23 protein-coding genes are annotated in these 24,273 nt (G+C 69.7%); 12 read left to right on the forward strand and 11 right to left on the reverse strand.

The window, feature by feature from the left end; genetic code table 11:
* Positions 1 to 12: 12 nt before the first annotated feature.
* Genes ACFYW5_RS05125 through ACFYW5_RS05150 form a run of 6 tightly spaced genes read right to left on the reverse strand, consistent with a single transcriptional unit; the run spans position 13 to position 5,082 of the window.
* Positions 13 to 264, reverse strand: a complete 252-nt coding sequence (locus ACFYW5_RS05125; RefSeq protein ID WP_389415514.1) for a hypothetical protein — start codon at positions 262 to 264, stop codon at positions 13 to 15.
* Between the two features lie 32 nt (positions 265 to 296).
* Positions 297 to 1,205: a type II secretion system F family protein gene (locus ACFYW5_RS05130; protein WP_389415649.1), complete on the reverse strand. Its 909-nt coding sequence runs from the start codon at positions 1,203 to 1,205 to the stop codon at positions 297 to 299.
* A gap of 11 nt (positions 1,206 to 1,216) precedes the next feature.
* On the reverse strand, positions 1,217 to 2,188 hold the full coding sequence (locus tag ACFYW5_RS05135) for a type II secretion system F family protein (protein ID WP_389415515.1): 972 nt from the start codon (positions 2,186 to 2,188) through the stop codon (positions 1,217 to 1,219).
* 4 nt (positions 2,189 to 2,192) lie between these two features.
* Positions 2,193 to 3,500 carry a CpaF family protein gene (locus ACFYW5_RS05140; protein WP_389415516.1) on the reverse strand — a complete coding sequence of 436 codons (1,308 nt, stop codon included), beginning with the start codon at positions 3,498 to 3,500 and terminating at the stop codon, positions 2,193 to 2,195.
* A complete protein-coding gene (locus ACFYW5_RS05145) occupies positions 3,497 to 4,333 on the reverse strand; it encodes a hypothetical protein (RefSeq protein ID WP_389415517.1) in 837 nt (278 codons plus the stop codon). The genes ACFYW5_RS05140 and ACFYW5_RS05145 overlap by 4 nt, the downstream gene beginning before the upstream one ends.
* A gap of 17 nt (positions 4,334 to 4,350) precedes the next feature.
* Positions 4,351 to 5,082: a hypothetical protein gene (locus ACFYW5_RS05150; protein WP_389415518.1), complete on the reverse strand. Its 732-nt coding sequence runs from the start codon at positions 5,080 to 5,082 to the stop codon at positions 4,351 to 4,353.
* Between the two features lie 483 nt (positions 5,083 to 5,565).
* Here ACFYW5_RS05150 and ACFYW5_RS05155 point away from each other — a divergent pair, with 483 nt between their 5' ends.
* The 8 genes from ACFYW5_RS05155 to ACFYW5_RS05190 all read left to right on the forward strand — a co-directional run bounded on the left by ACFYW5_RS05155 (position 5,566) and on the right by ACFYW5_RS05190 (position 12,968).
* Positions 5,566 to 7,563, forward strand: coding sequence for a hypothetical protein (locus ACFYW5_RS05155; RefSeq protein ID WP_389415519.1), 1,998 nt, complete (start codon positions 5,566 to 5,568; stop codon positions 7,561 to 7,563).
* Positions 7,564 to 7,793: 230 nt separating this feature from the next.
* The gene (locus tag ACFYW5_RS05160; RefSeq protein WP_389415520.1) at positions 7,794 to 8,465 is read left to right on the forward strand and encodes a hypothetical protein; all 672 of its coding nucleotides are present in this window, start codon (positions 7,794 to 7,796) and stop codon (positions 8,463 to 8,465) included.
* Entirely contained in the window at positions 8,456 to 9,544 is a 1,089-nt protein-coding gene (locus ACFYW5_RS05165; protein ID WP_389415521.1) for a hypothetical protein, read from the forward strand. The genes ACFYW5_RS05160 and ACFYW5_RS05165 overlap by 10 nt, the downstream gene beginning before the upstream one ends.
* A 40-nt stretch (positions 9,545 to 9,584) precedes the next feature.
* Positions 9,585 to 9,884, forward strand: a complete 300-nt coding sequence (locus ACFYW5_RS05170) for a hypothetical protein (RefSeq protein WP_389415522.1) — start codon at positions 9,585 to 9,587, stop codon at positions 9,882 to 9,884.
* A gap of 4 nt (positions 9,885 to 9,888) precedes the next feature.
* The gene (locus ACFYW5_RS05175) at positions 9,889 to 11,244 is read left to right on the forward strand and encodes a hypothetical protein (RefSeq protein ID WP_389415523.1); all 1,356 of its coding nucleotides are present in this window, start codon (positions 9,889 to 9,891) and stop codon (positions 11,242 to 11,244) included.
* Positions 11,245 to 11,246: 2 nt separating this feature from the next.
* Positions 11,247 to 11,666: a hypothetical protein gene (locus ACFYW5_RS05180; RefSeq protein ID WP_389415524.1), complete on the forward strand. Its 420-nt coding sequence runs from the start codon at positions 11,247 to 11,249 to the stop codon at positions 11,664 to 11,666.
* Positions 11,653 to 12,285 (forward strand): hypothetical protein, encoded by a 633-nt coding sequence (locus ACFYW5_RS05185; protein ID WP_389415525.1) that lies wholly within the window; start codon positions 11,653 to 11,655, stop codon positions 12,283 to 12,285. The genes ACFYW5_RS05180 and ACFYW5_RS05185 overlap by 14 nt, the downstream gene beginning before the upstream one ends.
* Positions 12,286 to 12,326: 41 nt before the next feature.
* Entirely contained in the window at positions 12,327 to 12,968 is a 642-nt protein-coding gene (locus tag ACFYW5_RS05190) for a hypothetical protein (RefSeq protein ID WP_389415526.1), read from the forward strand.
* Positions 12,969 to 13,204: 236 nt separating this feature from the next.
* Here ACFYW5_RS05190 and ACFYW5_RS05195 read toward each other — a convergent pair whose 3' ends face one another.
* Positions 13,205 to 13,771: a hypothetical protein gene (locus tag ACFYW5_RS05195; protein WP_389415527.1), complete on the reverse strand. Its 567-nt coding sequence runs from the start codon at positions 13,769 to 13,771 to the stop codon at positions 13,205 to 13,207.
* 184 nt (positions 13,772 to 13,955) lie between these two features.
* Complete coding sequence (locus ACFYW5_RS05200) at positions 13,956 to 14,258, reverse strand: WXG100 family type VII secretion target (RefSeq protein WP_186287136.1); 303 nt, start codon at positions 14,256 to 14,258, stop codon at positions 13,956 to 13,958.
* 343 nt (positions 14,259 to 14,601) lie between these two features.
* Between ACFYW5_RS05200 and ACFYW5_RS05205 the strand changes: the two genes are divergently transcribed.
* Positions 14,602 to 19,296, forward strand: coding sequence for an FtsK/SpoIIIE domain-containing protein (locus ACFYW5_RS05205; protein ID WP_389415528.1), 4,695 nt, complete (start codon positions 14,602 to 14,604; stop codon positions 19,294 to 19,296).
* 7 nt (positions 19,297 to 19,303) lie between these two features.
* Here the strand turns inward: ACFYW5_RS05205 and ACFYW5_RS05210 are convergent, their stop codons facing one another.
* Both ACFYW5_RS05210 and ACFYW5_RS05215 read right to left on the reverse strand, forming a co-directional pair.
* Entirely contained in the window at positions 19,304 to 21,067 is a 1,764-nt protein-coding gene (locus tag ACFYW5_RS05210) for a protein kinase (RefSeq protein WP_389415529.1), read from the reverse strand.
* Positions 21,068 to 21,114: 47 nt separating this feature from the next.
* On the reverse strand, positions 21,115 to 21,963 hold the full coding sequence (locus tag ACFYW5_RS05215) for a menaquinone biosynthetic enzyme MqnA/MqnD family protein (RefSeq protein ID WP_389415530.1): 849 nt from the start codon (positions 21,961 to 21,963) through the stop codon (positions 21,115 to 21,117).
* Positions 21,964 to 22,248: 285 nt separating this feature from the next.
* Between ACFYW5_RS05215 and ACFYW5_RS05220 the strand changes: the two genes are divergently transcribed.
* Entirely contained in the window at positions 22,249 to 22,452 is a 204-nt protein-coding gene (locus ACFYW5_RS05220; protein WP_003992177.1) for a cold-shock protein, read from the forward strand.
* A 93-nt stretch (positions 22,453 to 22,545) separates the two neighbouring features.
* On the opposite strand, the gene ACFYW5_RS05225 is transcribed toward ACFYW5_RS05220, so the two are convergent.
* Positions 22,546 to 23,112: a helix-turn-helix domain-containing protein gene (locus ACFYW5_RS05225; RefSeq protein WP_389415650.1), complete on the reverse strand. Its 567-nt coding sequence runs from the start codon at positions 23,110 to 23,112 to the stop codon at positions 22,546 to 22,548.
* A 69-nt stretch (positions 23,113 to 23,181) separates the two neighbouring features.
* Here ACFYW5_RS05225 and ACFYW5_RS05230 point away from each other — a divergent pair, with 69 nt between their 5' ends.
* The gene (locus tag ACFYW5_RS05230; RefSeq protein WP_389415531.1) at positions 23,182 to 23,877 is read left to right on the forward strand and encodes an AzlC family ABC transporter permease; all 696 of its coding nucleotides are present in this window, start codon (positions 23,182 to 23,184) and stop codon (positions 23,875 to 23,877) included.
* The gene (locus ACFYW5_RS05235) at positions 23,874 to 24,188 is read left to right on the forward strand and encodes an AzlD domain-containing protein (RefSeq protein WP_389415532.1); all 315 of its coding nucleotides are present in this window, start codon (positions 23,874 to 23,876) and stop codon (positions 24,186 to 24,188) included. The genes ACFYW5_RS05230 and ACFYW5_RS05235 overlap by 4 nt, the downstream gene beginning before the upstream one ends.
* The last annotated feature ends 85 nt before the right edge of the window (positions 24,189 to 24,273 follow it).

A 24,273-nucleotide genomic window follows, 5' to 3' on the forward strand; every position in this document is an offset into this window, starting at 1 on the left:
CCGTCACCATGTTCAGCAGGTGCCGGCCGCGCTGGCGCCCTCGATGCAGTCCTCCACGTTCTCCGCGCCGGATTCCAGCGCGCGGTTGATGATCGCGGCGACCACGCCGACGATCGCCACGACGACCGCGGAGATGATGACCCACTCCACGGCCGAGGCGCCGCGGTCCAGTTCGCCGGAGCGGGCGCGCTGCACACGGCTCTGCAGGAAGGTGACGAGGAAGTCCACCGCCGGGATCCCGGTACGGAAGTTCCGTTCGGTCATGGTCAGTTGTCCTTTCAGAGGGTTGGTCGGCGTCAGACCTGGAACACGCGCATGGCGGCCGGATAGATCAGGAACACCAGGAAGCCGGCGCACAGCAGCAGCTGCGCCACGAGCATCGACTGGGACTTCTCGCCCGCGCTGCCCTCGATCTCGGCGAGTTCGCGGTGCCGCATGGTCTCGGCGCGGGAGGCGAGGGACTCCCGGACCTTCGCGCCGTCATCGGCGACCAGGGCCAACGACGCCGACAGGTCCTTCAGTTCCTCCACGCCCAGCTCCTCGCCGAGCGCACCCAGCGCCTGCCACTGGCTGGTGCCGGTGATCCGGGCGTCGGCGAGGGCGTTGCGGATGCGCTGGTTGGCCCAGCCGTCCGAGATCTCGGCCGCCGCCATCAGCGCCTCCGGCAGACCGCGTCCGCCGGCCAGGCTCATCGACACCAGGTCCAGATAGGCGCCGATCACCCGCCGCAGGTCGCGCCGCTTGTCGGCGGCGTCCCGCCGTACCTCCACATCGGGGAGGAAGAAGAAGAGGACCGCGAAGAGCAGGGCCAGCCAGACCGGGATGACCGGGCTGCTGCCGAAGCCGAGGGTCCAGACGACCGCGAACAGGAACGGGCCGAAGAACAGGCCCGCCACCCCCAGCAGCACCTTGGTCGCCAGGAACTTCTCCCAACTGCGCTCCAGCACCGCGAGGTCCGCCCGCAGCGAGCGCTGCTCCCAGCCCTGCTGCAGGTAGAACTCGGCGACCCGGCGGCCGACTTCGGTCCGGGTCGAGGAGAAGCGGCCCGTGTCCTGCGTGGTGCGCGCCGATCCGTACGCCGCACCCCGCGCCCGCATCGCGTCGATCCGCGCGACCTGGGCGACGGCGCTGCGTTTGGTCGGCATCAGGGCGCGGACGAGGGTGTACACGCCCAGTCCGAAGATCGCGCCGACGACGATCGGCATCGTCACATCGCTCACTGGCGTGCCCCCTCCTCCGGCTGGAACGGCGACGGCTGGGCGGCACCGGAGGGTGTCCGCGGCCGCACGAACTGCACCGACGCCTCGTCGCGGACCAGGAAGCGCTCCGGTGTCTCGATCGTCGACAGCTTGCGCAGCCACAGGAAGCCGAGCGCGAACAGGCCGCAGACGCAGGCGAGGACGAGCTGGCCGATCGGGTCGCCGTAGGGCTCGACGAACTCGCGGTTGAAGACGGACAGGCCGAGTACGAAGGCCACGGACACCGCGACGACGATCTGCACCGAGCGCCGGGTGGACGCCCGTTGGGCCATCACGCGCTGACGCATGTCGACCTCCTCGCGGGCGGACTTGGCGAGCGCGCCGAGCACCTGCCGCAGACCGGGGCCGCGCAGCCGGGCGTTGAGGATGAGCGCGGCGACGATGATGTCGGCGGAGGCGTCGTCGATCTCGTCGGCGAGCTGCTGGAGCGCGTCGGGCAGCGGGGTGCGCGAGCGCAGCCGGTCGACGAGCGCGTCCAGGTGCGGCCGCAGCACCGGGGCCGCGGCCCGCGCGGACGCCGGGATGGCCTGCTCCAGGCCGACCGCGCCGGCGATGGTGTCGCGCAGCGACTCCGTCCAGGAGGCGAGCGCCTCCACCCGCTTCATGGCGGCCCGCTCCTCGGCGGCCCCGCCGAAGAGCCGGTCCCAGAAGAAGACGAGGATCCCGGCCGCGATGCCGAGCACCGCCCACCGGGTGAGCAGCAGGACGACCAGTCCTACGCCCGCGGCGAGCGACCCGCGCTGACCGGCGAACCGGATCAGTTCGTTGGCGCGCTCGCTCGCCCGCTGCTTCTCGTGCTCGGGCTTGGCGGGCAGTCCGCGTACGGCGATGAGGAGCAGCGCGAGTCCGCCGCCGACGGCGACACCGCAGACGAGCGCGTACAGGACGGTCGTGGAGAACAGGCCGCCCATGGAGCCGAGTTCACTCATGTGCTCACCCCCACGTTCCGGCGGGCCGGTATCCGTGCGCCATCAGGTCCTCCAGGCAGGCGAGCGGTGCGTGCGGTACGACGCGGCCGTCGGGCGCCTCGGCGAAGACCTCGCTGGACAGCACGCGGCCGTCGACGCCGTTGACCTCGCGGATGGAGGTGACCATGCGCTGGAGTCGGCCGCCGCTCTGGTAGTCGTTGCGCCGCTGGATGAAGACGACGAAGTTCACCGCGCCCGCGATCAGCATCTGGCTGGCCTCGATGGGCAGTCGCTCGGTCGCCTGCAGCGCATAGGTGGAAATACGGTTGAAGACCTCGCTGGAGCTGTTCGCGTGGATCGTCGACAGCGAGCCGTCGTTGCCCTGCGACATCGCGTTGAGCATGGTCACGATCTCGTCGCCGAGGACCTCACCGACGATGACCCGGGAGGGGTTCATCCGGAGGCTGCGGCGGACCAGCTCGGCCATGGTGATGGCCCCCTGCCCCTCGGAGTTGGGCAGCCGCTCCTCGAACGCCACGACGTTCGGGTGGAGTTCGGGGAAGGTGTCGAGCCCCAGCTCCAGGGCGCGCTCGACGGTGATCAGGCGCTCATGGCCCGGGATCTCGTTGGCGAGGGCCCGCAGCAGCGTGGTCTTTCCGGCGTTGGTGGCGCCCGCGATCATGATGTTCTTGCGGGCGCGGACCGCGCAGGCGAGGAAGTGGCCGACCTCGGGGGTCAGCGTGCCGTTGCCGACGAGGTCGGAGATGAAGACCTTGCCCATGCGCGCGCGGCGGATGGACAGCGCGGGGCGCCGGGCGACGTCCATGACGGCCGACAGCCGGGAGCCGTCGGGCAGCCGCAGGTCGAGCTGAGGGTTGGCGGAGTCGAAGGGCCGGGAGGAGAGACCGGAGTAGGCACCGAGCACCTGGATCAGCTCGATGAGCTCCTCGTCGGTCTCCGCGACCGGGTCGCCCTTGACCTCACGGCCGTCGCTGTAGCCGACGAAGACCTGGTCGCACCCGTTGATGTCGATGTTCTCGACCTCGGGGTTGTCCAGGAGCGGCTGGAGGCGCCCCACCCCGAACAGCGCCGCATGCACGGCCGCCGCGTATTGCTCCTCGGTCTCCGCGTCCAGCGGGGTGCGCCCGGCGTTGATCTCGGTGCGGGCGTACTCCTCCAATATCTGGGCGATGACGGCACGGGCGTACTGCCGCTCGTCCTCGCTGGACATCGGGGTGACACCGCTGGCCTGGTCCAGGCGGCGCTGTTCGGAGATGCGGTCGCCGGCCTCCTGCCGGAACCGCTTGACCAGCTGGTGATCGACAGCGCTCATCGAGCCGCGCCGCCGTTCAGCTGCGCCTGGTGGGTCCATGCGGCGCCGTACTGCTGGTAGATGTCGGCGGCGACCTTGCGGGCCGAGCGGATCAGCAGCGACTTGTCGAGGCGTCCGCGCTTGCGGCCGGCCAACTGGTCGGCGCCGCTGGGGTCCTCGGCGATGGTGCCGACTACGCGGGCGCCGGTCTGGGCGTGCACGAGCATGTCGTTGACCTGGCCCGCGATCTTCGCGGCGTCGCCCGGGTCGGCGATGAGCACGACGCCGATCAGCGGGGTGGCGAGGCTCGCGGCGCCGCGCGGGCCGCCGTGCAGCTTGGTGGCGAGGGCGGCGGCGCGGTCCCGGACCCGGGCGATGGCCTCGGGTTCGGTACGGCTGATCAGCAGGACGAGGGCGGCGTGCGGGAAGAGTTCCACGGCCGGGGTGTCGCCGCTGATCCGGCCGCAGTCGGCGATGACGTCGGCGGGCGCGTGCGGGGAGTCGGCGAGGGCGGAGAAGGCGTGCCCGAGGGTGGGCCACAGCCCGGCGAGACCGGCGGCCTGCTCGGCGATGCCGAGTCCGACGAGGACCTCGAGTCCGCCGCTCAACGGCTGGACGTGGTCCCAGAGTTGGTCGGGCACGAGGCCGCGTCGCGCGGTCGCGGCTATGGAGAGCATGCCGGTGTTCGGGTTGAGCGGCCCGCCGTGCGCGGCGGCACTGCGGTACACCAGGTCGCCGCCCGCCGGGTCGGTCTCGGCGAGCAGGACGCGACGCGGCCAGACCGCCGAGAGGGCGACGGCCGCGGTGGTGACGCCGGGGGAACCCTTGTCGGCGGCGAGAGCGATGAGCGCCATGGGTGGTGTGCCGCCTTCTAGTTGCTGCCGGGGACGAGCACGAGGGCCACTTCGTTGTTGGAGGCGGCCTGGGCGAGGAGGGCGGCTTTGTCGGCGGCGACGGTGAGGGTCACGGCGAGGTTGCTGCTGGCGACGATGTCGTCGCCGCCGGCGCTCGGCACGGAGGTGACGGTGGCCTGGTCGACGATGAGGGTGTCGTTGCCGCCGGCGGCGGCGCCGCTGCCCTCCTCATCGGAGCTGGAGTTGGAGCCGCTGGTGGTGCCGACGCGGTAGGCGGCGACGGTGTCGCCCGCCTTCAGACCGGTGGGGTACTGACCGGCCTTGAGGGAGAGGCCGACGGTGGCCTTGCCCTCGGTGACTCCGACCTGCTCGCTGAACATCTCGCCGACGGGCACGACGCCGGCCGGGATGGTGTGCACGGCCTTGAGCTTCTTCAGGCCGTCCAGCATGTGCCACTCGACGTAGTGGATGCTCTCGTCCTCGGCGACCATCACGGAGGTGACGTTGTCGTCGGTGACGGATCCGCCGGCCGGGATCTCCTTGGTGACCTTGACGACCTCGATCCGGTCACCGGCCTGCAGCACGAGCATGGTCGCGCCGAGCGCGCCGACCAGGATCAGCAGCACCGCCAGTGCGGCCAGCGCGGGTTTGCGCTCGCGAGGAGGGGTGGGAAGCCGATCGCCGACCGACGGCTGAGCCGGAGCGGCGGAACGTCCAGCGCCCGCCCCCGTACGCTCTTGGATCTTCACGCAACCGCTCCCCGTACACCCAAGAAATTGTCTGCCACGACTGTCAAATTCTCTGCAATTCCGGACACTTCACCCGGCTTCCCGCTTCATCGTCGCGGTCTGCGCGGATAGTCAGCAGCTGGGGTGAGTGTCAAGCCATGGCACCGTATCAGCCGCCCATAAGCCCCTCAAGACGCGTCCGGCCCCGTGGGGAACGGTGGCGGGACTGTTACTCATCCGCAACGGAAGCCACTGGTCACCCAGTAGTGCAAGGCCCCGTATCCCGCTCCTCCCTGTGCGGACGCGAAGCGGCTGCGACCGGGACGGCCCGCCCCGCCCGGGAGGTTCCTCACGTGTCACTCATCAGGCCTGCACGATTCGCTCACGCGGGTGGGTGCGGGTCGGGGCGGGGTCGGTGCACACCTGTGGGTGAACGGGCGGCTACAGCGGAGCGCTGAGTAGAGTGCCGCGGTGAACTGCGGGGCGCGTACGGGGGAGGCGACGGTGGGTGTGAGGAAAATCGTGGTGCGCGTACGGATGTTGCTCGCACTCTCCACCCTGACCGCCCTGTTCGCGGGATTTGCCGCAGCGACTCCGGCCCGCGCCGACTCCCAGGCGGCCTACCTGGCCGACCGTCTCCGCGAGAACCCGGTGTACGTCTCGGACCAACTCCCCCGCGAGGTGCCGAAGTCGATGACCCGCGACTTCGCGCGGGTGGCGAAGGAAACGGGCGTACCGACGTACGTCCTGGTTCTGCCCGGCCTTGCGGGGGACGGCGAGGGCCTGCTCGGCGCGGTGCACGACCGGCTGGGCCGGGACGGGGTGTACGTCCTCCTCGACGAGTCGACGGTCTCGCACGCCGCCGCCTTCGGGGTCAGTGCCCCGGTGGACGACGCCCTGACCGTCTGTCTCTACGAACTCCCTTACGACGCAGGCCCATTGCGGGAGTTCGAGCTGTTCGCGGAGGTCGTCGCCGACGGCGCCGGAAAGGCCGCGGACCGGGCGGAGGCGGCCCGGGAGGAGTACGGCGACGACGAGCCCGAGGAGATGTACATCGGGCCGTCCGACCGGGAGAACCAGTCCTTCCTGACCGGGATGCTGCTCACGGGCGTACCGCTGCTGATCCTCCTGCTGACCCCGTACGTGCGCCGGCTTCGCGGCCGGAAGGGCAAGCCCAGGCGCCGCTGGCTGGTCCCGGCGGTGGCGTTGACGGCGGCTGCCGCCGTCCCCCTGGTGGCGACGCCGGCCTTCGACCAGACCACGTCGAGCGCCTCCCCCCGCCCGCGGGCGATGGACCTCAACATCCGAATCGACCGGGTCGCGCACGGCCTGGCCGAGGACCCGGTGTACGCGGATCCCGAGAGCCCTCGAGTTCTGGACGCGGCCCAACTGGGGCGCCTGCACAGCCGTATCGAGAAGTTCCGTAAGTCCGAGGGCGGCGGCCCGGTGTACGTGTCCGTCGTGCCGCAGCTGCCTGCGGACGAGTCCGAGGGGGACGAGGAGGCGTTCGCGGCCGCGGTCCACGACAAGCTGGGCGAGGACGGCGTGTACGTCGTCGCCGATCCGGTGTACGGCTCCATCGAGGTCTTCAACCATGGTCTCCGGCTGGACAGCCTCGAACTCCTCTTCGACCTCCCGGCGTCCATCACCTACGGCGACGACAGGGCGGAGGAGGCCGACGACCACCTGCTCGGTGAGCGCCTCGACGCCCTGATGACGGTCCTCGACAAGGCTCCGCGCACGGACCGGCCCGAGACCTCCGGCGAGCCGTACCCCGTCACGGACCCCGTCACCGAGGACGACCTTCCGCCCCTGTTCGGGACCGACTTCACGCCGGGGCTGTTCATGGGCACGCTCGCGGCGGGGGCGGTGCTCGGTCTGGTGGCGGCCGTCGTGGCGATCGTCCGGAGGGTGCTGCGGCGCCTCCGGCCGCAGCCGTTGCCGACGGCTTCGCTCCCGAAGGTGTCGCCGACCGAGCCGCAGATGTCGTACCTGCGAAGCACGGCACGGGTCGAACTGCGCGCACTGACCCGGGACTTCGAGGCCTTGGCAGCGGTGACGGCGTCGGATCGCCGGCCGGCGGACACTCTCGACGCGGCGCTGCTGCTCCTCGACGGGGACGCGGGCCGTGTCGAGGATTCCGCGACGTCCGCGGCCACCTTGGTGGCGGTGATCGTGCTGGCCCGGGCGGGCCGCGCCGCTCTGGCGGGCAAGGGCTACAACCGCTGTTGCGCGGTCAACCCCCTGCACGGCCCGGCGGTGACGCGCCACCACGTGCGGGTCTCGGCCCAGGGCAGGCAGCGTCGGCTGCTGCACGTGTGCGGATTGTGCCGCGATACGGCGATCGCGTCACCGGCCGACTTGCACACCCGGATCCTCAACCTCCCCACCAGCGGGGGCGCCCGGGTGCCGTACGAGGAGGCGGACGAGCTGCTGACGGTCGTACCCGAGGGTGTTCGGCGGCTGGTCGAAAGGGTGCGGGAGTCGGTGCGCGTCCCATAACCCGTAGCTTCCGCGAAGCGGGCACGTCGGACTCGACCCGGATCGCCCCCGCTGCCCGAGACCGACGTCACTCCCCACCGGATACGATTCAGGACACACACGGCGCACGATTTGCACCAGATGTTTCCTGAACGCCCACCTCACAGGGCACGCTCCGCCTGGCGAACCGACCAGCCCCACAGATACCGTCAGTGCTCCCAACTGCATCTGTATCCCACGGGGAGTCCACTGTGAAGCGCCGCTCTTTGCCCGTTGCTGCCGCGCTCGCCACGACGGCGGCTCTGCTGCTGACAGCGTGCGGCAGCGAGGACGACAAGTCCAGCGCCAACGACAAGATCGCTGGAGCCGAGCAGGGCACGGGGAAGCCGACGGAGTCGGCGCAGCCCTCGGGGGCACCGGCGGAGGACAAGCCGGACGGGGTGGATGTGTCCCTGCCGAAGGATATGAACCTGGTCTTCGACTGGGAGACGCCGGGGGACAAGAACGAGGCTGCGGCGATGGCGGATACGGCCAACTTCTTCCGTGCCATCTATCGGGGCGTGAACAAGCGTACGACCGACGACGCCGCCCTGGCCGTCTACGCCACGGGCGATGGGCTGAGGTACGCGAAGACGCAGATCGACGTCAGGCTCGAAGGCGGCTGGACGGCAACCGGCACCCGACGCCACTACCAGGCCACCACCAGGTCCGCCTCCAACGGCAACTCGGTGGAGGTCGCGTTCTGTGTGGACTCGACCAAGTTCTACTCGAAAGAGGTCAAGACCGGAAAGGTCCTGAAGGGTGCGCCCAGCATCTCGGACTACGACCGCTTCAAGATCATCATGGTCAAGCTCCCCACCGGAGACGCTCTGTGGCAGGCGTCCAAGGTGTACGTCGAGACGAAGGCGGCGCAGTGCCAGTGAACAGGTCACGGCGTACGACCCTCACCACCGGCGCGGCCGCGCTGACACTGGCCTTGGGTGCCTTCGTCACGGAACCGGCCTACGCGGGAGAGCAGCCGGGGAACACCCAGGGCTCCAACACCGAGCAGTCGGGCGGCGGTGATGGCAACGGCATCTACGCAGCCGCCCGCATCCAGTACTCCGGCTCCGTCGCCAAGGGTGGCGGCCCCGGAAACGTCACCCCCGCCGACGTCAACTGGACGCCCCCGCCCTGCTGGTACGCCCCCTACCTCGGTGCCAAGGCCTTCAAGGAAAAGATGTCGAAGGACATCGAGGGCCAGCTGAACGCACCCGGCATGGGCGGCCACGCCGGCGCCGCGCTCAGCGAGTTGCAGCGCCACTACGAGGACGAGTACGGCTGGACCGACACCCCCGGCTACAAGGACTACAACGTCGAGAACGACGGCAAGGGCATGTTCTGGGCCGCCGTGGAGAACCCGGACGAGCCCGACCTGCTCAAGCGCAGTTCCTGCAACGACCTCCCGTTCTGGGTCGAGAACGGCGAGGCCCCGCCGCCCCAGTACGAGCAGGCGATCACCCCGCAGATCCTCGCGGCCCTCGCGTATCAGCACATGGAGCTGCCGGACACCGAGGTCACCCTCGCCCCCGAGGCGGTCACCAAGGTGAACCTGCCGACCTGGGCCTGGCTCGACAAGGCGGTCTTCGACGAGGTCCAGGCCACGGCCGCCATCAACGCCCCCGGCTTCAACCTCCAGGCCACGACCACGGCCAAGCCGGTAGCCCTGAAACTGCAGCCGGGCACGGCAGATGCCGAGACCTACCCGGCATCGGGCGAGTGCGTCATCAACACCGACGGCTCCATCGGCGAGCCGTACGCCAAGGGCAAGGCCGATGAAACCCCACCCTGCGGCATCAAGTACCTCCGCTCCTCCGGCGAGGGCACCTTCAAGCTCCAGGCCACCATCACGTGGGACATCGCCTGGGAAGGCACGGGCGGCGCGGGCGGAGACCTGCCCGACGGGACGTTCGGCAACGACCAGGCTGTGGCAGTCCAGGAGATCCAGGCCGTCAACCGGTGATCATAGATCCGCCACACCACGTGTACAGAAGGGCTCATCAGTGGCAGAACCGGACCTGACGGTCGACTACGACTTCCTCGCAGACTGCGAGCGCAGCCTCGGCCAGCTCAAGAAGACCTTCCAGGACATCGAGAACCGCCGGGACGACATGAAGGAGCACTGGGGCTCCGGTGCCGTCGCCGGTGCCATGGAGGACTTCGTCGACAACTGGGACGACTACCGCACCAAGCTCATCGAGTCCATTGAATCGGTCGGGAAGCTCGTGGCCGGCAGTAAGAAGGCGTTCGAGGATCTCGACGACGAGCTGGCCAAAGTGAACAAGAAGAAGCAGAAGAAGTGACGCCATGACACCGACATCCAAGCGCCGTCCGGTGGACTGGCAGCCGCTGTGTGAATCCGACCCCGTACCCGGCGATCCGGAGGAGATCCGTGCCGAGGTCAAGCACATGATCTCGGTCGCCAAGAAGCTCCGGGACCAGGCCAAGAACCTCAAGGCGATCAGCGACGAGGACACGCTCAAGGGCAAGTACGTCAAACGCCTGCGTGAGGAGTCCGGCACGCTGGAGAAGCACATGCGGGAGGTGGCCGGACGGTACGAGCGCGTGCACGGCCATCTGACCAAGTGGTCGAACGAGCTGGAGGACTTCCAGAGCGACGCCGACAAGCTGCTGCGCCAGGCCAAGGAGAAGCAGGAGGAAGTCGAGGCCGACAAGGCCAAGAAGTCCGCCTCGGAGGACAAGGACGTCCCGAACGCGTCCCCCAGCGGCACCAGTCCCGCTGACGACCCCCTCCAGCCATACCGAACGCGCCTGGACACCCTCACTGGCGACCGGAGCACTCGCGCCAGCCACTGGGCCGGGAAGATCCGCGACGAGATCGAAGACGTGATCGAGGACTCGTGGTGGGACGACGTCAAGGGCTGGGTCCATGATCATGCGGACGGGATCAAGGCCTTCATCGATGTTCTCGGCTGGGTCGCAACGGCGGCAGGCTTCCTGGCGCTCGCCATTCCCGGCTTGAACCTTCTCGTCCTTGGCATCGCGCTACTCACGATCGGGCTCAGACTGGTGCTGGTGGCGTCCGGCGATGCCAGCTGGACGGACGTCATCTTCGACGTCGTGGGTGGACTGCTCGTCGTGGGCGGACTCGGAGCTGCCGCCAAGCTCGCCAGCGGCGCCAAAGCCACCGTGGGCGCCGCTCAGGCCGCCCGAACCGCCGGCCTGAGCCGAGGACTCAGGGGCGTCAAGGGCATTCTGGACGACACAGGGCGGTTGATGACCAAACTGCCGGACGGACCGGGGCGACAGGCCCTGGGAGCGGCCCGTAACGCGATACGCAAGTCCATCTCCCAGAATGTCGGCCTGGTCGCCAAGGGGCCGCTGAGGGTCAGCCCGTTGTCGACGCTGGTGCACCTCGGCGACAAGGAGATGGCCGGCATGGCGAAGATGCTGCAGGCGAACAAGGCTGTCTTCCCGGAGGCCGCAGGGGCCGCGGCGGACAAGGCGTACAAGTCCTATCAGATGGGCCTCGGCATCGCCTGGACCGGCATGGGGATGGACGTCATGGACAAGTCACTGGGCAAGAGCGACCTGACAAGCTGGACCACGGAGAATTTCGAAACCGGCGAGAAGCCGTACAACGCGGCGTACTCGGACTGGAAGGACAACACCCTGAAGCCCGCCCCCGACACCCACTGGTGAGGATGACCATGGACCTGAACTCGGCGCATCGCATTGCCGAGGCCGAAGCCGCCCGTACCGGGCTCGGCACCGGCCCCAACCGGCGTCTCCGGCTGACGCTGATCGTCGGGATGCCGCTGTTTCTGCCGGTGTTGGGGATCATGATCCTGGTTCCTAAGCCCCTGATGAACGACGTGCTCTACGTCTATGAGGCGGGGATCATCGGATGCCTCCTGCACTACGCCTGGGTTTTCGCCAAGTACCCCCGGTACGCGGACCGTCCGCCCTACCTCACCCGGGACCTCGCCATGGGCGGCGGCTTCTTCCTGCCCTCGATGTTCTTCGGTTTCTGGCCGGGCATGATCGCCGCCCCGGCGTGGGCGCTCTTCGTAGGCGTCGCCTACGCTGTGGAAGTGACGTGGGGGCGCCATGACCACCGCTGAGCACCGCCGCACCCCGAACGGTTTCAACCTGGTGCCGCCGCCCGGCTGGGACGTGATTCCGCTGCGCTCGGGCACCGAGGAAGCGATGGACCACATCGTCCGCAAGGCCGTCGCACAACTGCCCGTCGGTTTCCCCAAGGACGACATTCCGAAGGCCCGACTGAAGCTCATCCAAGAGATGAAGAAGGTCGTCCGCCGGGCCAGTGCCAAGGGAGGAATGACCCTCTACCTCCCCACCGAACGCCTCCACGGCATCGCGCTGCCCGTCTCGATCGTGGCCTCCGAGCCGATCGAGATTCCGCGGGTCCGGCCCAACAGCGGCCCGGAGGCGGTCCTAGCGGCGCTCGCCTCCGTGACTCCCGGTGCCGAGACACGGGAGCTCGACGACACCGCGGCCCTGCGCTCGGAGCGAGAGATAGCCGCCGACGCGGTCAAGGGCGCCGACGTCGCTCACCGCCGGGTCGAGTACTTCGTTCCGGTCCCGGACAGCGCCCCCGACCAGTACCTCACCTTCTCCTTCAGCGCCCTGATCATGCCCGGCTCGGATCCCGCCTTCTACGAAGCCCTCGTGGAACTGTTCGATGCCGTGATGGGCACCTTCCGCTGGAGCTACGCCTGAAGGCTCTCTTCTGCCGTGCCCCCAAAAGAAAGAGACCAATCATGTCCGAAGGCACCCTGTGGAGCACCGACCTCGGCGCCCCGCTCCACATCGACACGGATGCCAACCCAGACCTCTGGGGCTATCTACACCTCCAGATCGACAAAAAGAGCTTCAAGGAATGGCTGGACCTGCACCTGACCGGTCTGGCCGCTATTCACGACGTCGAACTCACCCGCAAACTCCGCCGGTTCCACAAAAGCTTCTACGAGCAGACGATCGTAACGCTCCGGGACAAGCTCCAGGCCGACGAGGCGTTCATCTACCACCCCGTTCCACTGACCTACATGCCGCTGGTGGTGCACGCCACCCGCATCCATTGCGAGGCCCGTGACGCTGCCTCCTGCGAGGGAATCACCGCGCTCACGGTGCCGCACCCGGACATCCCCGAGTGGCAGCAGCGGACCGGCAGCATTTCGTTCGACTCTCCGCATCTGGGCGCGGACGGGGTCCGGGTCACGCGCTCCTACCCTGCGGACAGCACCATCATGATGACCTCGGTGACGTACCACTGGCACACACAGCCTGGCCTCCCCGACGTCATGCTCCGCGGGCACCACGACGATCCGGAGGTGATCGCCGCGGCACTGGAGGCGCTGGACGACTTCGCGCGGACGCTCCGGCTTCCTGGTGCGGCCCATTGACCGGAACCGCCGGGGACGAGTTCTCGCCGTGGGCTGATCTCGATCCTGGGAAGTTCTTGCGTTGACTACATCGTTGGACCTGCGGATCTCGCGGCTCGAGGTCGTCGGCCGAGGTTGCGCGGATCGCGTGGACGTGGTGCTTCAGGTCGGCGTCAGCAGTTCCTCGCGTCTGAGTTCGGGGCTGAAACCAGGCATCAGGTGCTACTCGGCCTTCTCTTCGGGCCATGCAACGTCCGCTATCGCCGCGCCCGCTCCCGCGCCGCCCTGCTTTTCCTCCCCCTCTTGCGGAGATTGCGCATGCGGGTGCGCTCCCTGGCCGCGTGGGCCTCCTCCAGCACGCTGAGCGTGCGGAGCACGATCCATGCCACCAAGGCCACGCTCATGGCGTACGCCAGCAGTGCGCTGCCCGTTCCGGGGATGTACGCGCATTTCGGGCCACTGGAGTGGCAGTTCTTGCCCGGGAGGGTGCTGATGAAGTAGAAGAGCGGGCCAATGGCGGCCAGGCAGCAGACGCCTGCCGCCAGGCTCAACAGGGCTCGCTGCAGGCCCGTCCGGGACGGTGCCGCGGTAATGCACCACAGACCACCGAAGGCTCCGAGAACGGAGACGACGCCAAGGACACCACCCGCCATCCAGGATCCCCCGGGCAGGTCGACCAGCGTCGGTGCGGTAGCCCGGGCAAAGCTCTTCCACAGCCCCAAGACCAGCAACACCAGGGCCACAGCGGCGGCCCCTGCCCCGATGGCAATGGCCAGACCGAACCCGATCTGCGCTCGCGAACTGATACCCGCTCGCTCTGTCATCAGTTCAAATCCCCGATTAGTCCTTCACGCTGAAATTCGAGCACCTGAGAAAGACCTTTTTTCTCCATCAGCGACCGCATGGAGGACACGCGCCGCAGTGCGGCATCGAGCAACTCGGCAAGCACACTGAACGAACGGTGCGGCGAGGCAACCCGTCGCCCCACCGCACCGAAAGTTCAGGAACTCACTTACCCCGAGCCTGCTTAGCCAGCTCGTCGTCGATCTGCTCGAACTTGTCCGCCGCCATGGTCAGGTAGTCCCCCATGCCGTCCAGACCGTCCAGCGTGTCCTTGGAACCCTGCACGAACTCCGTGAAGTTCTCGTCGAAGGCCTTGGAGGAGCTCTTCGTGACGTAGCCCGACTCGACCAGGTTGTTGATGTACTTCTTCAGGCCGTCGAGCTTCTCCTGGAGCCGCTCCTTCTCCTTCACGACATGCTTGGCAGCATCCCGCATGTCCTGATATGTGACATCAAGGTCCTTGGCCATGAAGCCGCTCCCTCTCCACAACGCCGCAGGGCCAACCCCCGTGGCTCCCTGTTTGCGGTCCGACAGTGACCGACCGGCCCCAACTCCTGTGCGACAGCCGGTGTGATCGTCCGCTCTTGAGGCAGCAGCTTACGGGTGAGGCCTGAGGTGTCACATCCCGGCTTTGTGAACAAGCCGTCATGGCCCCGTCACAACAACTCCCGCACTTCGTTGCCATCGGGAAGACGGAACCGGCGACCTCCCCCTCCCGCTGTCGCCGCTCCGCGCCCAGCGGATATCGTCGCTTCCAACTGTGGCCGGCGTTGCGGAAGCGGCCACAGGGGCACCGGGGAGGACAAGAGACGTGCGCCTGACTCTGACCGTCGTCGACCCGTTCGGCGGGGGCACCGCCGACGTCGTGCTCGATGCCGATCCTGAGTCCACCATGGGGGACATCGCCCAGGAACTGGCCAGGCAGGTCGGGCACAGTGGGGCTCAAGTCATCCCCATCGGGCAGCAACACCCCATCAACGGCAGTGCTCCCCTTCTCTACGTCGACGGATACGCCGTCGATCCCTCCGCCACCGTCCTCAACTCGCCCCTGCGCGAAGGTGCCGTCGTCAGTCTCCAGGACCCGTCCGGGTGTCTGCCCGGGGAACCCACCGGGCTCGTCGAGCTGCGCATCGTCGGCGGGCCCGTCGCCGGGTACGTGCACCGGCTCGGTGTCGGGCGGTACGACATCGGCAGCGGGCCGGCCAGTCACATCCGTATCGACGACCCCGAACTCGACGCCCGCGCCCTCACCCTCTCCGTCGCCACCGACGGCACCTGCCGGTTCAAGGTCCACGGCGAGACCGACGGCGTCTCCCTCGACGGCACCCCCATCGACGACATCCTCAACCCCAAGGACGACAAGGCCGGCGAGAAGGGGAAGAAGAGAAGGAAGAGGGAGAAGAAGGAAAAGGAGAAGCGGGGTCGCCCCACCGGCGCGGATGCTTCCGCCGTCGCTCCTCCTCCCCCCGACCCCGACCTATGGCAGCTCGGCTCTCAGATCGCCATCGGTAACTCCCTGATCGAGCTCGCCCGTTACTCCCCTCCCAACGCCGCCCTGAAGTGGTCCGAGGACGGCGTCGGCCTCGACTACAACCGGCCCCCGCGCCTGCGGCCCCCGGAGCGGCAGACCCGGTTCCGGCTGCCGTCGCCGCCGCGGGAGTACGAAGCCCGGCCGCTGCCCTGGCTCATGGCGCTGACGCCGCTCGTCGGCGCCGTCGTCGCCGTGCTGATCTTCCAGCGCTGGTACTACCTGATCATGGCGGCGCTCAGCCCCTTCCTCCTCTTCGCGAACTACTACAACGACAAGAAGCACGGCCGGAAGTCGCACGCGAAGCAGGTCAAGGAGTACGAGGAGCAGAAGGCGCGGATCGAGCAGGACGCCCAGGACGCCCTCGTCGCCGAGCGCGACGACCGGCGCCAGGCCATTCCCGATCCGGCGACGGTCCTGTCGCTGGGGACCGGGCCCCGCACCCGGCTCTGGGAGCGGCGGCGCACCGACCGCGATCACCTTCTTCTCCGCGTCGGCACCGGGCAGTTGCCGTCCGAGGTCGTGCTCGACGACCCGGAGCAGGACGACCACAAGCGCGAGGTCACCTGGACCATCGAGGACGCGCCCGTGGCGCTGAACCTGCGCGGCCTCGGGGTCATCGGCATGGCCGGGCCCGGCGACTCCGCGCGGGCGATGGGGCGTTGGGCCGTCGCCCAGTTCGCCGCCCTGCACAGCCCGATGGACGTGCAGTTCTACGTCCTGTCCGAGCACTCCGCCCAGGACAGCTGGGACTGGATGCGCTGGCTGCCGCACTCCAGGCCGTCCGGCGGCCAGGACGTCAACGTGCTCATCGGCACCGACGCCGAGACCGTCGGCGCCCGGATCGGTGAGCTGACGCAGATCCTCGACGCGCGCAAGAAGGCCGCCGAGCAGAACCGGAGCCAGGGCAGCACGTTCACCGACCCGGACATCGTCGTCGTATGGGACGGGTCGCGGCGGTTGCGGTCGCTGCCGGGTGTCGTACGGCTGCTGCGCGAGGGGCCGTCCGTGTCCATGTACGCCCTCTGCCTCGACGCCGAGGAGCGGTTCCTGCCCGGCGAGTGCCAGGCGTTCGTCGTAGCGGAGCCGAAGGCCGAGGAGGGCCGGCAGCGGCAGGAAGGCGTCCAGCAGGCGGCCCAGCCCGCGGGGGGTTTCCCGTCCTTCCAGGCGTGGCATCAAAGCGCCCCCGAGCCCGGCGGGCCCGGCGCCCAGCAGCCCGACAAGCTGCGGCTGCGGGTCGAGGAGGCGGGGGCCGAGCGGCGCAAGGACGTACGGCCCGACTTCGTCTCCGCCGCCTGGTGTCTGCGGCTCGCCCGGTCCCTGTCCTCGCTGCGGGACATCAGCGGGGAGACGGAGGACTCGGCGCTGCCCGGTTCCAGCCGGCTGCTCGACGTCCTGCAGCTGGAGCCGCCGACCAGCGACGCCATCGTGGCGCGGTGGCGGATGGGCGGGCAGTCGACGCTCGCCGTCATCGGTGAGTCGTACGACGGTCCCTTCGGCATCGACATCCGCAAGGACGGGCCGCACGGCCTCATCGCCGGTACGACCGGTTCGGGCAAGTCGGAGCTGCTGCAGACCATCGTCGCGGCCCTGGCCGTGGCGAACACGCCCGAGAACATGACCTTCGTGCTCGTCGACTACAAGGGTGGCGCGGCGTTCAAGGACTGTGTCCATCTCCCGCACACCGTCGGCATGGTGACCGACCTCGACGCCCATCTCGTGGAGCGGGCGCTGGAGTCGCTGGGTGCCGAGCTGCACCGGCGTGAGCACATCCTCGCCAAGGCCGATGCCAAGGACATCGAGGACTATCAGGATCTGGTGCGCAGGGATCCCTCCCACAAGCCCGTGCCCCGACTCCTCATCGTCATCGACGAGTTCGCCTCGATGGTGCGCGACCTGCCGGACTTCGTCACCGGTCTGGTCAACATCGCCCAGCGAGGCCGGTCCCTCGGCATCCACCTCCTCCTCGCCACGCAGCGGCCCTCGGGTGTCGTGTCGCCCGAGATCCGGGCCAACACCAACCTCCGTATCGCGCTGCGCGTGACGGACGGCGGCGAGTCGACCGACGTCATCGACTCCCCCGAGGCCGGGCACATCTCCAAAAGCACGCCGGGCCGGGCGTACGTCCGGCTCGGGCACGCCTCCCTGGTGCCGTTCCAGTCGGGCCGGGTGGGTGGCCGCCGCCCCGGCGCCGCGGATCCCGCGGTCCTCCTGCCGTGGGTGTCGCCGCTGACCTGGGAGGACCTGGGGCGGGCGGCGCTGACCAAGCCGAAGGCCCAGTCGCGCGAGGATGAGGAGATCACCGACCTCAAGGTGCTCGTGGACGAGATCCGCCGGGCCAATCAGTCGCTGGGGATCCCTCCGCAGCACAGCCCCTGGCTGCCCGCCCTCGACGAGACGCTGCTGCTGGACGCGATCCCGGCACCGGCCTTCACCCCGGCCGCCGGCAAGCTGCCGCCCGCGGTGTACGGCGTCGAGGACCTGCCCGCGCTCCAGGCGCGCCGCCCGGTCGCCGTGGACTTCGCGAGCTTCGGGCATCTGATGATCGGCGGTGCGCCGCGCAGCGGCCGTTCGCAGGTGCTGCGGACCATCGCGGGTTCCATTGCCCGTACGCACTCGGTGGCCGATGTGCACCTGTACGGCATCGACTGCGGCAACGGCGCGCTGAACGCGCTGACCCGGCTGCCGCACTGCGGGGCGGTCGTCAGCCGTAACCAGACCGAGCGGGTGGTGCGGCTCGTCAACCGGCTCAAGGGCGAAATGGACCGCCGCCAGGGCGTGTTGGCGGACAAGGGCTTCGCCGACATCGGTGAGCAGCGGGCCGCGGTGGCGGAGGACGAGCGGCTGCCGCACATCGTCGTGCTGCTGGACCGCTGGGAGGGCTGGGTGCCCACGCTCGGCGAGGTCGATCACGGGGCGCTGACCGACGACCTGCAGACGATGATGCGCGAGGGCGCCAGCGTCGGCATCCATCTGGTCCTCACCGGTGACCGGACACTGCTGGTGGGCCGTATCGCCACGCTCACCGAGGACAAGTACGGTCTGCGGCTGGCCGACCGCAGCGACTTCTCCACGCTCGGCATCCCGGCGCGCAAGGTGCCCGAGGAGATCCCGCCGGGCCGCGCCTTCAGGAACGAGGCCGGTACGGAGACGCAGTTCGCGCTGCTCGCCGAGGACACCACCGGACAGGGGCAGGCGGCGGCGCTGGCGGCGATCGGCGAGGCGGCGACCGCCCGCGACACCGAAGTACCGCGCGCCCGGCGGCCGTTCCGGGTGGACAGCCTGCCGAGCCGGATCTCCTTCCCCGAGGCGTGGGAGCTGCGCGACCCGGACGTCTCGGGCTCCAAGCTGTACGCGCTGGCCGGTATCGGCGGCGACGAGATCGTCGGCTTTGGCCCCGATCTCGCGCAGGGCGTGCCGTCGTTCGTCATCGCGGGCCCGGCGAAGTCCGGTCGCTCGACGGTCCTGATGAACTTCGCGCAGTCGTTCCTGAAGCAGGGCGCGCGGCTCGTGGTCGCCGCGCCGCGTCAGTCGCCGGTCCGCCAACTGGACGGTGTGGAGGGCGTGCTGAAGGTCTTCACCGGTGACGACATCGACGAGGACGAGTTCGAGGAGCTCATCGACGACGCGGAGCCGTCGGTGGAGAACCCGGTGGTCGTCCTGATCGACGACGGCGAGATCCTGGAGGACTGCGACGCCGCGAGCCAGATGAAGAAGATCGTCTCGCGTGGTGCCGAGCGCGGGCTGGCGCTCGTCATCGCCGGTGACGAGGAGGACGTGTGCAGCGGCTTCTCCGGCTGGCAGGTCGACGCCAAGAAGGCCCGGCGCGGCATCCTGCTCTCCCCGCAGGAGTCCTCCAGCGGGGATCTGATCGGCTTCCGCCTGAACCGCGGGATGGTCGGCGGGCCCGCGGTGCCGGGCAAGGGCATGCTGCACCTGGGCGACGGCAAGCTGCGCACGGTGGTGATCCCCGGGTGAGGGCCGGTCACCCGGTCTTCGACAGCCGTGCCGTCGGCTTCCCCGATTCCTCGCTGTCCGAGGCGTAGTCGAGGTCGTCGCCGACCGGGGTGAGGGTGACCGTCGTCGGCGCCGGGTTGCAGCCCTTGTGGTTGGACTCGGCGCCCACGGAGGTCGCCACGAGCCGCTTGGCGCTGACGCTCTTCAGGGTCAGTACGTCGTTGCAGACGCCGCCGAGCACATCCGTCTGGCGGAGTTCGCCCAGTTCCTCGCCCGGCTCGGCCCGGTGCACGGTGAGCCGGAAGGCGCCGAGGGGGAGCTTGCCGTCGAGGGCGACGCCCTGGCCCTCCCAGGTGCCGAGGTAGGCCGTCAGGGCGTCGGGGGCGGCCGACGCGGAGCCGGAGGCGCCGGGTGGTGCCTGGGAGTAGGACGAGCCGGCGTCCGAACCGCCGGAGTCGTCCGGGGAGTTGCCGGGGAGCAGGTCGAGCACGAACACCGACCCGACCGTCACGGCGGCCAGCGCGCCGGCGACGGCCAGCGCGACCGTGCAGCTCATACGGCGTCCCCGGCCGCCGTCGCCCGGCACCGAGGTCGCCGCGACGGAGACCGACAGCTTGCCGGGCCGTGGCGTGGTGCCGGGCTCGGCGTCCCGCGGCTCGGGCACCGCGACGGAAGGCGTCGAACCGGCAGGCGTCACAGAGGCAGGCGTCACAGAGGCAGGCATCGCAGAGGCAGGCATCGCAGAACCAGGCATGACCGGGGGCGGCCCGAACTCCCCCACGGCAGGACTGCCGAACGCCCCCACACCGGGGCTGCTGATCTCCCCCACGGCGGGACTGCTGAACGCCACCGGCCCCGAGACCCCGCCCCCACCACCCTCACTCTCGCCCCCGCCCGTCGCCTCCAGGTTCAGCACCTGCACCGCGCTGCGGCTGACCCGCTCGACCAGCACCCCGGGCAGCCACCCGGACGCCACCAGCCGCGCCGCGCCCTGCGGAGCCAGCCGCCGGGCCAGCTCGTCCGGGGTGGGACGGCCCGCGGGGTTCTTGTCCAGGCACGCCTCCACCACCTCTCGCAACTCACCCTCCAGCGAGCCGAGTTCGGGCTCCTCGTGCACGACCCGGTAGAGCAGCGCCGCCGAGGAGTCGCCGGGGAAGGGCTGTGCCCCCGTCGCCGCGTACGCCAGCACCGCGCCCAGGGAGAAGACGTCCGCCGCGCCGGTGACGTTCTTGCCGAGGATCTGCTCGGGCGCCATGTAGCCGGGGGAGCCGATGGAGACGCCGGTGGAGGTGAGGGAGGCGGTGCCGTCGATGGCGCGGGCGATGCCGAAGTCGATCAGGGTGGGGCCGTCGACGGTGAGCAGGACGTTGGAGGGCTTGACGTCCCGGTGCACCAGGCCCAGCTCGTGCACGGTGGCCAGCGCCTCCGCGAGCCCCGCTCCCAGGACGCGCACGGTGTGGGTGGGCAGGGCGCCGGTGTCCGCGACCGCCGCCGTCAGGGAGGGGCCCGCCGCGTACACCGTGGCGACCCAGGGGACCGGCGCCTCCGGGTCCGCGTCCAGGACGGGGGCCGTCCAGGCGCCGCCGACCCGGCGGGCGGCCTCGACCTCGCGGCGGAAGCGGGCGCGGAACTCCTCGTCCAGCGCGAAGTGCGGGTGCACGATCTTGACGGCGACGGTCCGGCCGCCCGCGCTGCGCCCCAGGTAGACGCGTCCCATCCCGCCGGAGCCGAGCCGGCCGAGCAGCCGGTAGGGCCCCACGACGCTGGGTTCATCGACTCCGAGCGGCTGCATGGCGTCCCCCTCCCCCTCCCCCGTAGAGCTCCCAGCAGGTTACGGCCTCAGGGCTGGAGCAGTTCCACCTTCACGTCGGCGGGGAAGCCGGTGGTCGGGCCGACGCGGCGGGCGAACTCGGCGACCGCCTGCAGCTGAGGGGCGCCGAAGCGGAAGTCGAGGGTGGTGAAGTACCGCTCCAGGATCCGCTCGTCGAAGGCCTCCCAGCGGGCCGCCTGTTCGGCGACCTTGCCGACCTCTTCCAGGGAGAGGTTGCGGGAGGCGAGGAACGCCTCGTGGACCTTGCGGGTGATCAGCGGCTCGCGCTCGAGGTAGTCGCGGCGGGCGGCCCAGACGGCGAAGACGAACGGCAGGCCGGTCCACTCCTTCCACAGCGCGCCGAGGTCGTGCACCTCAAGGCCGAAGCGCGGGCCGTCGTGCAGGTTGGCGCGCAGGGCCGCGTCGCCGATCAGTACGGCCGCGTCCGCCTCCTGCATCATCAGGCTGAGGTCGGGCGGGCAGGTGTAGTAGTCGGGCTGTACGCCGTAGCGCTCGGCCAGCAGCAGTTGCGCGAGCCGGACCGAGGTGCGCGAGGTCGAACCGAGGGCGACCCGGGCGCCGTCCAGCTTCTCCAGCGGGACCTGCGAGACGATCACGCACGACATCACCGGTCCGTCGCAGCCGACGGCGATGTCGGGGAAGGCGACCAGGTCGTCGGCGTTCTTGAGGAACTCGACCAGGGTGATGGGCCCGATGTCGAGGTCTCCCCGCACCAGCTGCTCGCTGAGCTTCTCCGGGGTGTCCTTCGTGAGCTCGAAGTCGAGGAGCGTGCCCGTTCTCGCGAGCCCCCAGTACAGGGGCAGGCAGTTCAGGAACTGGATGTGGCCGACGCGCGGCCGGGTGCGAGAATTGTCCACATCGCGAGGCTAGACCCTCCGGGGTACGCTCCAGGCTTCGGCCCCGACGTCAAGCGGTTTTCGGCCCTTCAAACGTTCGAGTGACGTGATCTTGACCTCTATTGCTTTCGGCTGCCCGCGTGCTAGGCTCGCCCGCAAGTTGCAGTTTGGTTTCCCTTGCAGTACAGAGCCTGCGGAGCATGTAACCGCAGGCTCTAGTCGTTTTCAGAAGTATGCAGTGCAGGCATTTGCTCTCACACTTGCAGGTTCTGGAGCAGGGCAACCCTTTGGGCCCAAGGAGGGCTTATGGCTACCGGAACCGTTAAGTGGTTCAACGCCGAAAAGGGCTTTGGCTTCATCGCCCAGGAGGGCGGCGGCCCCGACGTCTTCGTCCACTACTCCGCGATCAATGCGAGCGGCTTCCGTTCGCTGGAGGAGAACCAGCAGGTCTCCTTCGACGTGACCCAGGGCCCGAAGGGCCCGCAGGCGGAGAACGTCACCCCCGTCTGAGGCGATTCCCGCCTCTGATCCGGACCTGAGAGCAGTACCCAAGGAGCCCCGCGCCGTCAGGCGTCGGGGCTCCTGCCTTTTTCCGGGGCCCCGCTACACGTGCTGCATGACCAGGACGAACGTAGTGCCGGGGGCGAGGGCCTCGTAGGAGTGGGGGACGTCTCCGCGGTACGACATGTAGTCGCCGGGGGCCAGTTCGACCTCCTCGCCCGCGGGGCCCGCCTTCATCCTGCCGGTGCTCACGATCAGGTGTTCGACCGAGCCCGGGATGTGCGGCTCCGACTCCCGGGGCGGGCCCGGTTCGGCGCGCAGGTGGTAGATGTCGCGGCGGGCGCCGGGTGGGCTGGCGGAGAGCAGGGTGGCGGCGTACGCGGCCTTCTCCGAGGCGACGGTCGGGCCCTGACCGGCGCGGATGACCTGGACGGACGGGGCCGGGGGTTCCACCAGGGCGCTGAACGGCACGCCGAGTGCGACGCCGAGCGCCCACAGGGTTTCCACACTCGGGTTTCCGCTGCCCGCCTCCAGCTGGGAGAGCGTGGATTTCGCGATGCCGGCGCGCTTGGCGAGTTCGGAGAGGGAGAGGCCGGCGCGAGTGCGTTCCCTGCGCAGGGAGGCGGCGATCCAGTCCAGGGGGAGCCGTGGGGGCGGGGTGTCGGCCATCTGCGTTCGCTCCATCGGTACGATCGTTCGCCTTGACGGACGGGGGGTCTGCTGTCCATCGTAGTGAACATGCGTACGGTTTGGCGAACGGTGAGTGGGTCTCGTGAGTTGGTCCGGGACGCCTCGCTGGTGTGGGTGGCCAGTGGGGTGGTGGGGGTGTCCTTCGGGGCGATCTCCGTGGCGGGCGGGCTTCCGGTGTGGGTGCCGGTGGTGATGTCGGTGGTGGTGTACGCCGGGTCCGCGCAGTTCAGTGCGGTGGGGGTGTTGCTGGCGGGGGGTGGGCCGCTCGCGGCGGCGGCGACGGGGTTGCTGCTGAACACCCGTACGGCGGCCTTCAGTCTGGCGGTGGCGGACGTCCTGGCGAGCGGCGGCCGGTTCTCCCGCTTCCTCGGGGCGCATCTGGTGACCGACGAGACGGTGGCCTTCGCGCTGGCGCAGCCGGATCCGGGGCGGCGGCGGGCGGCCTTCTGGGTCTCCGGGGTGGGGTTGTTCGTGGTGTGGAACGTGGGGGTGCTGGCGGGGGCGGTGGCGGGTACGGCGCTCGGGGATACGGCGGTGTACGGGCTGGACGCGGCGTTCCCGGCGGTGCTGGTGGCTCTGGTGCTGCCTGTGCTGCGGGGGGATGCGCGGGTGCGGCGGTGTGCGGTGGTGGGGGCGGGGGTGGCTCTGGCGGTGTCGTCGGTGGTTCCGGCGGGGGTGCCGGTGCTGTTGGCGCTGGTGGGGCTGGCACTGTACGGGCGTGGGCGGAAGGTCGGTTCGGCGTGAGTGCGACGGTGGGCTTGATCCTGGTGCTGGCGGTGGGGACGTACGCGTTTCGGCTGGCGGGGCCTGTGCTGCATGGGCGGGTGGAGTTGTCGGGGCGGGTGCGGGAGTTGTTGGCGGGCGGGGCGGTGGTGCTGTTGGTGGCGCTGATGGCGACGGGCGCCTTGACGGAGGGCGGGGACTTCGCGGGCTGGGCCCGTCCGGCGGGGGTGCTGGCCGGAGGTGTACTGGCTTGGCGCCGGGCCCCGTTCGCGGTGGTGGTCCTGGGAGCGGCGGCCGTGGCGGCGGGGTTGCGCTGGCTGGGGGTGCCGTGACCGTCGGTCGGGGTCGAGGTGGGGGTGGGCACGCTCCCCCGCGCTGGCGGGGGGCCGCTGCGCCCACCCGTGCCGCCCCAGCGGC

The sequence above is a fragment of the Streptomyces sp. NPDC002779 genome (assembly GCF_042888685.1).
Classification (GTDB): domain Bacteria; phylum Actinomycetota; class Actinomycetes; order Streptomycetales; family Streptomycetaceae; genus Streptomyces.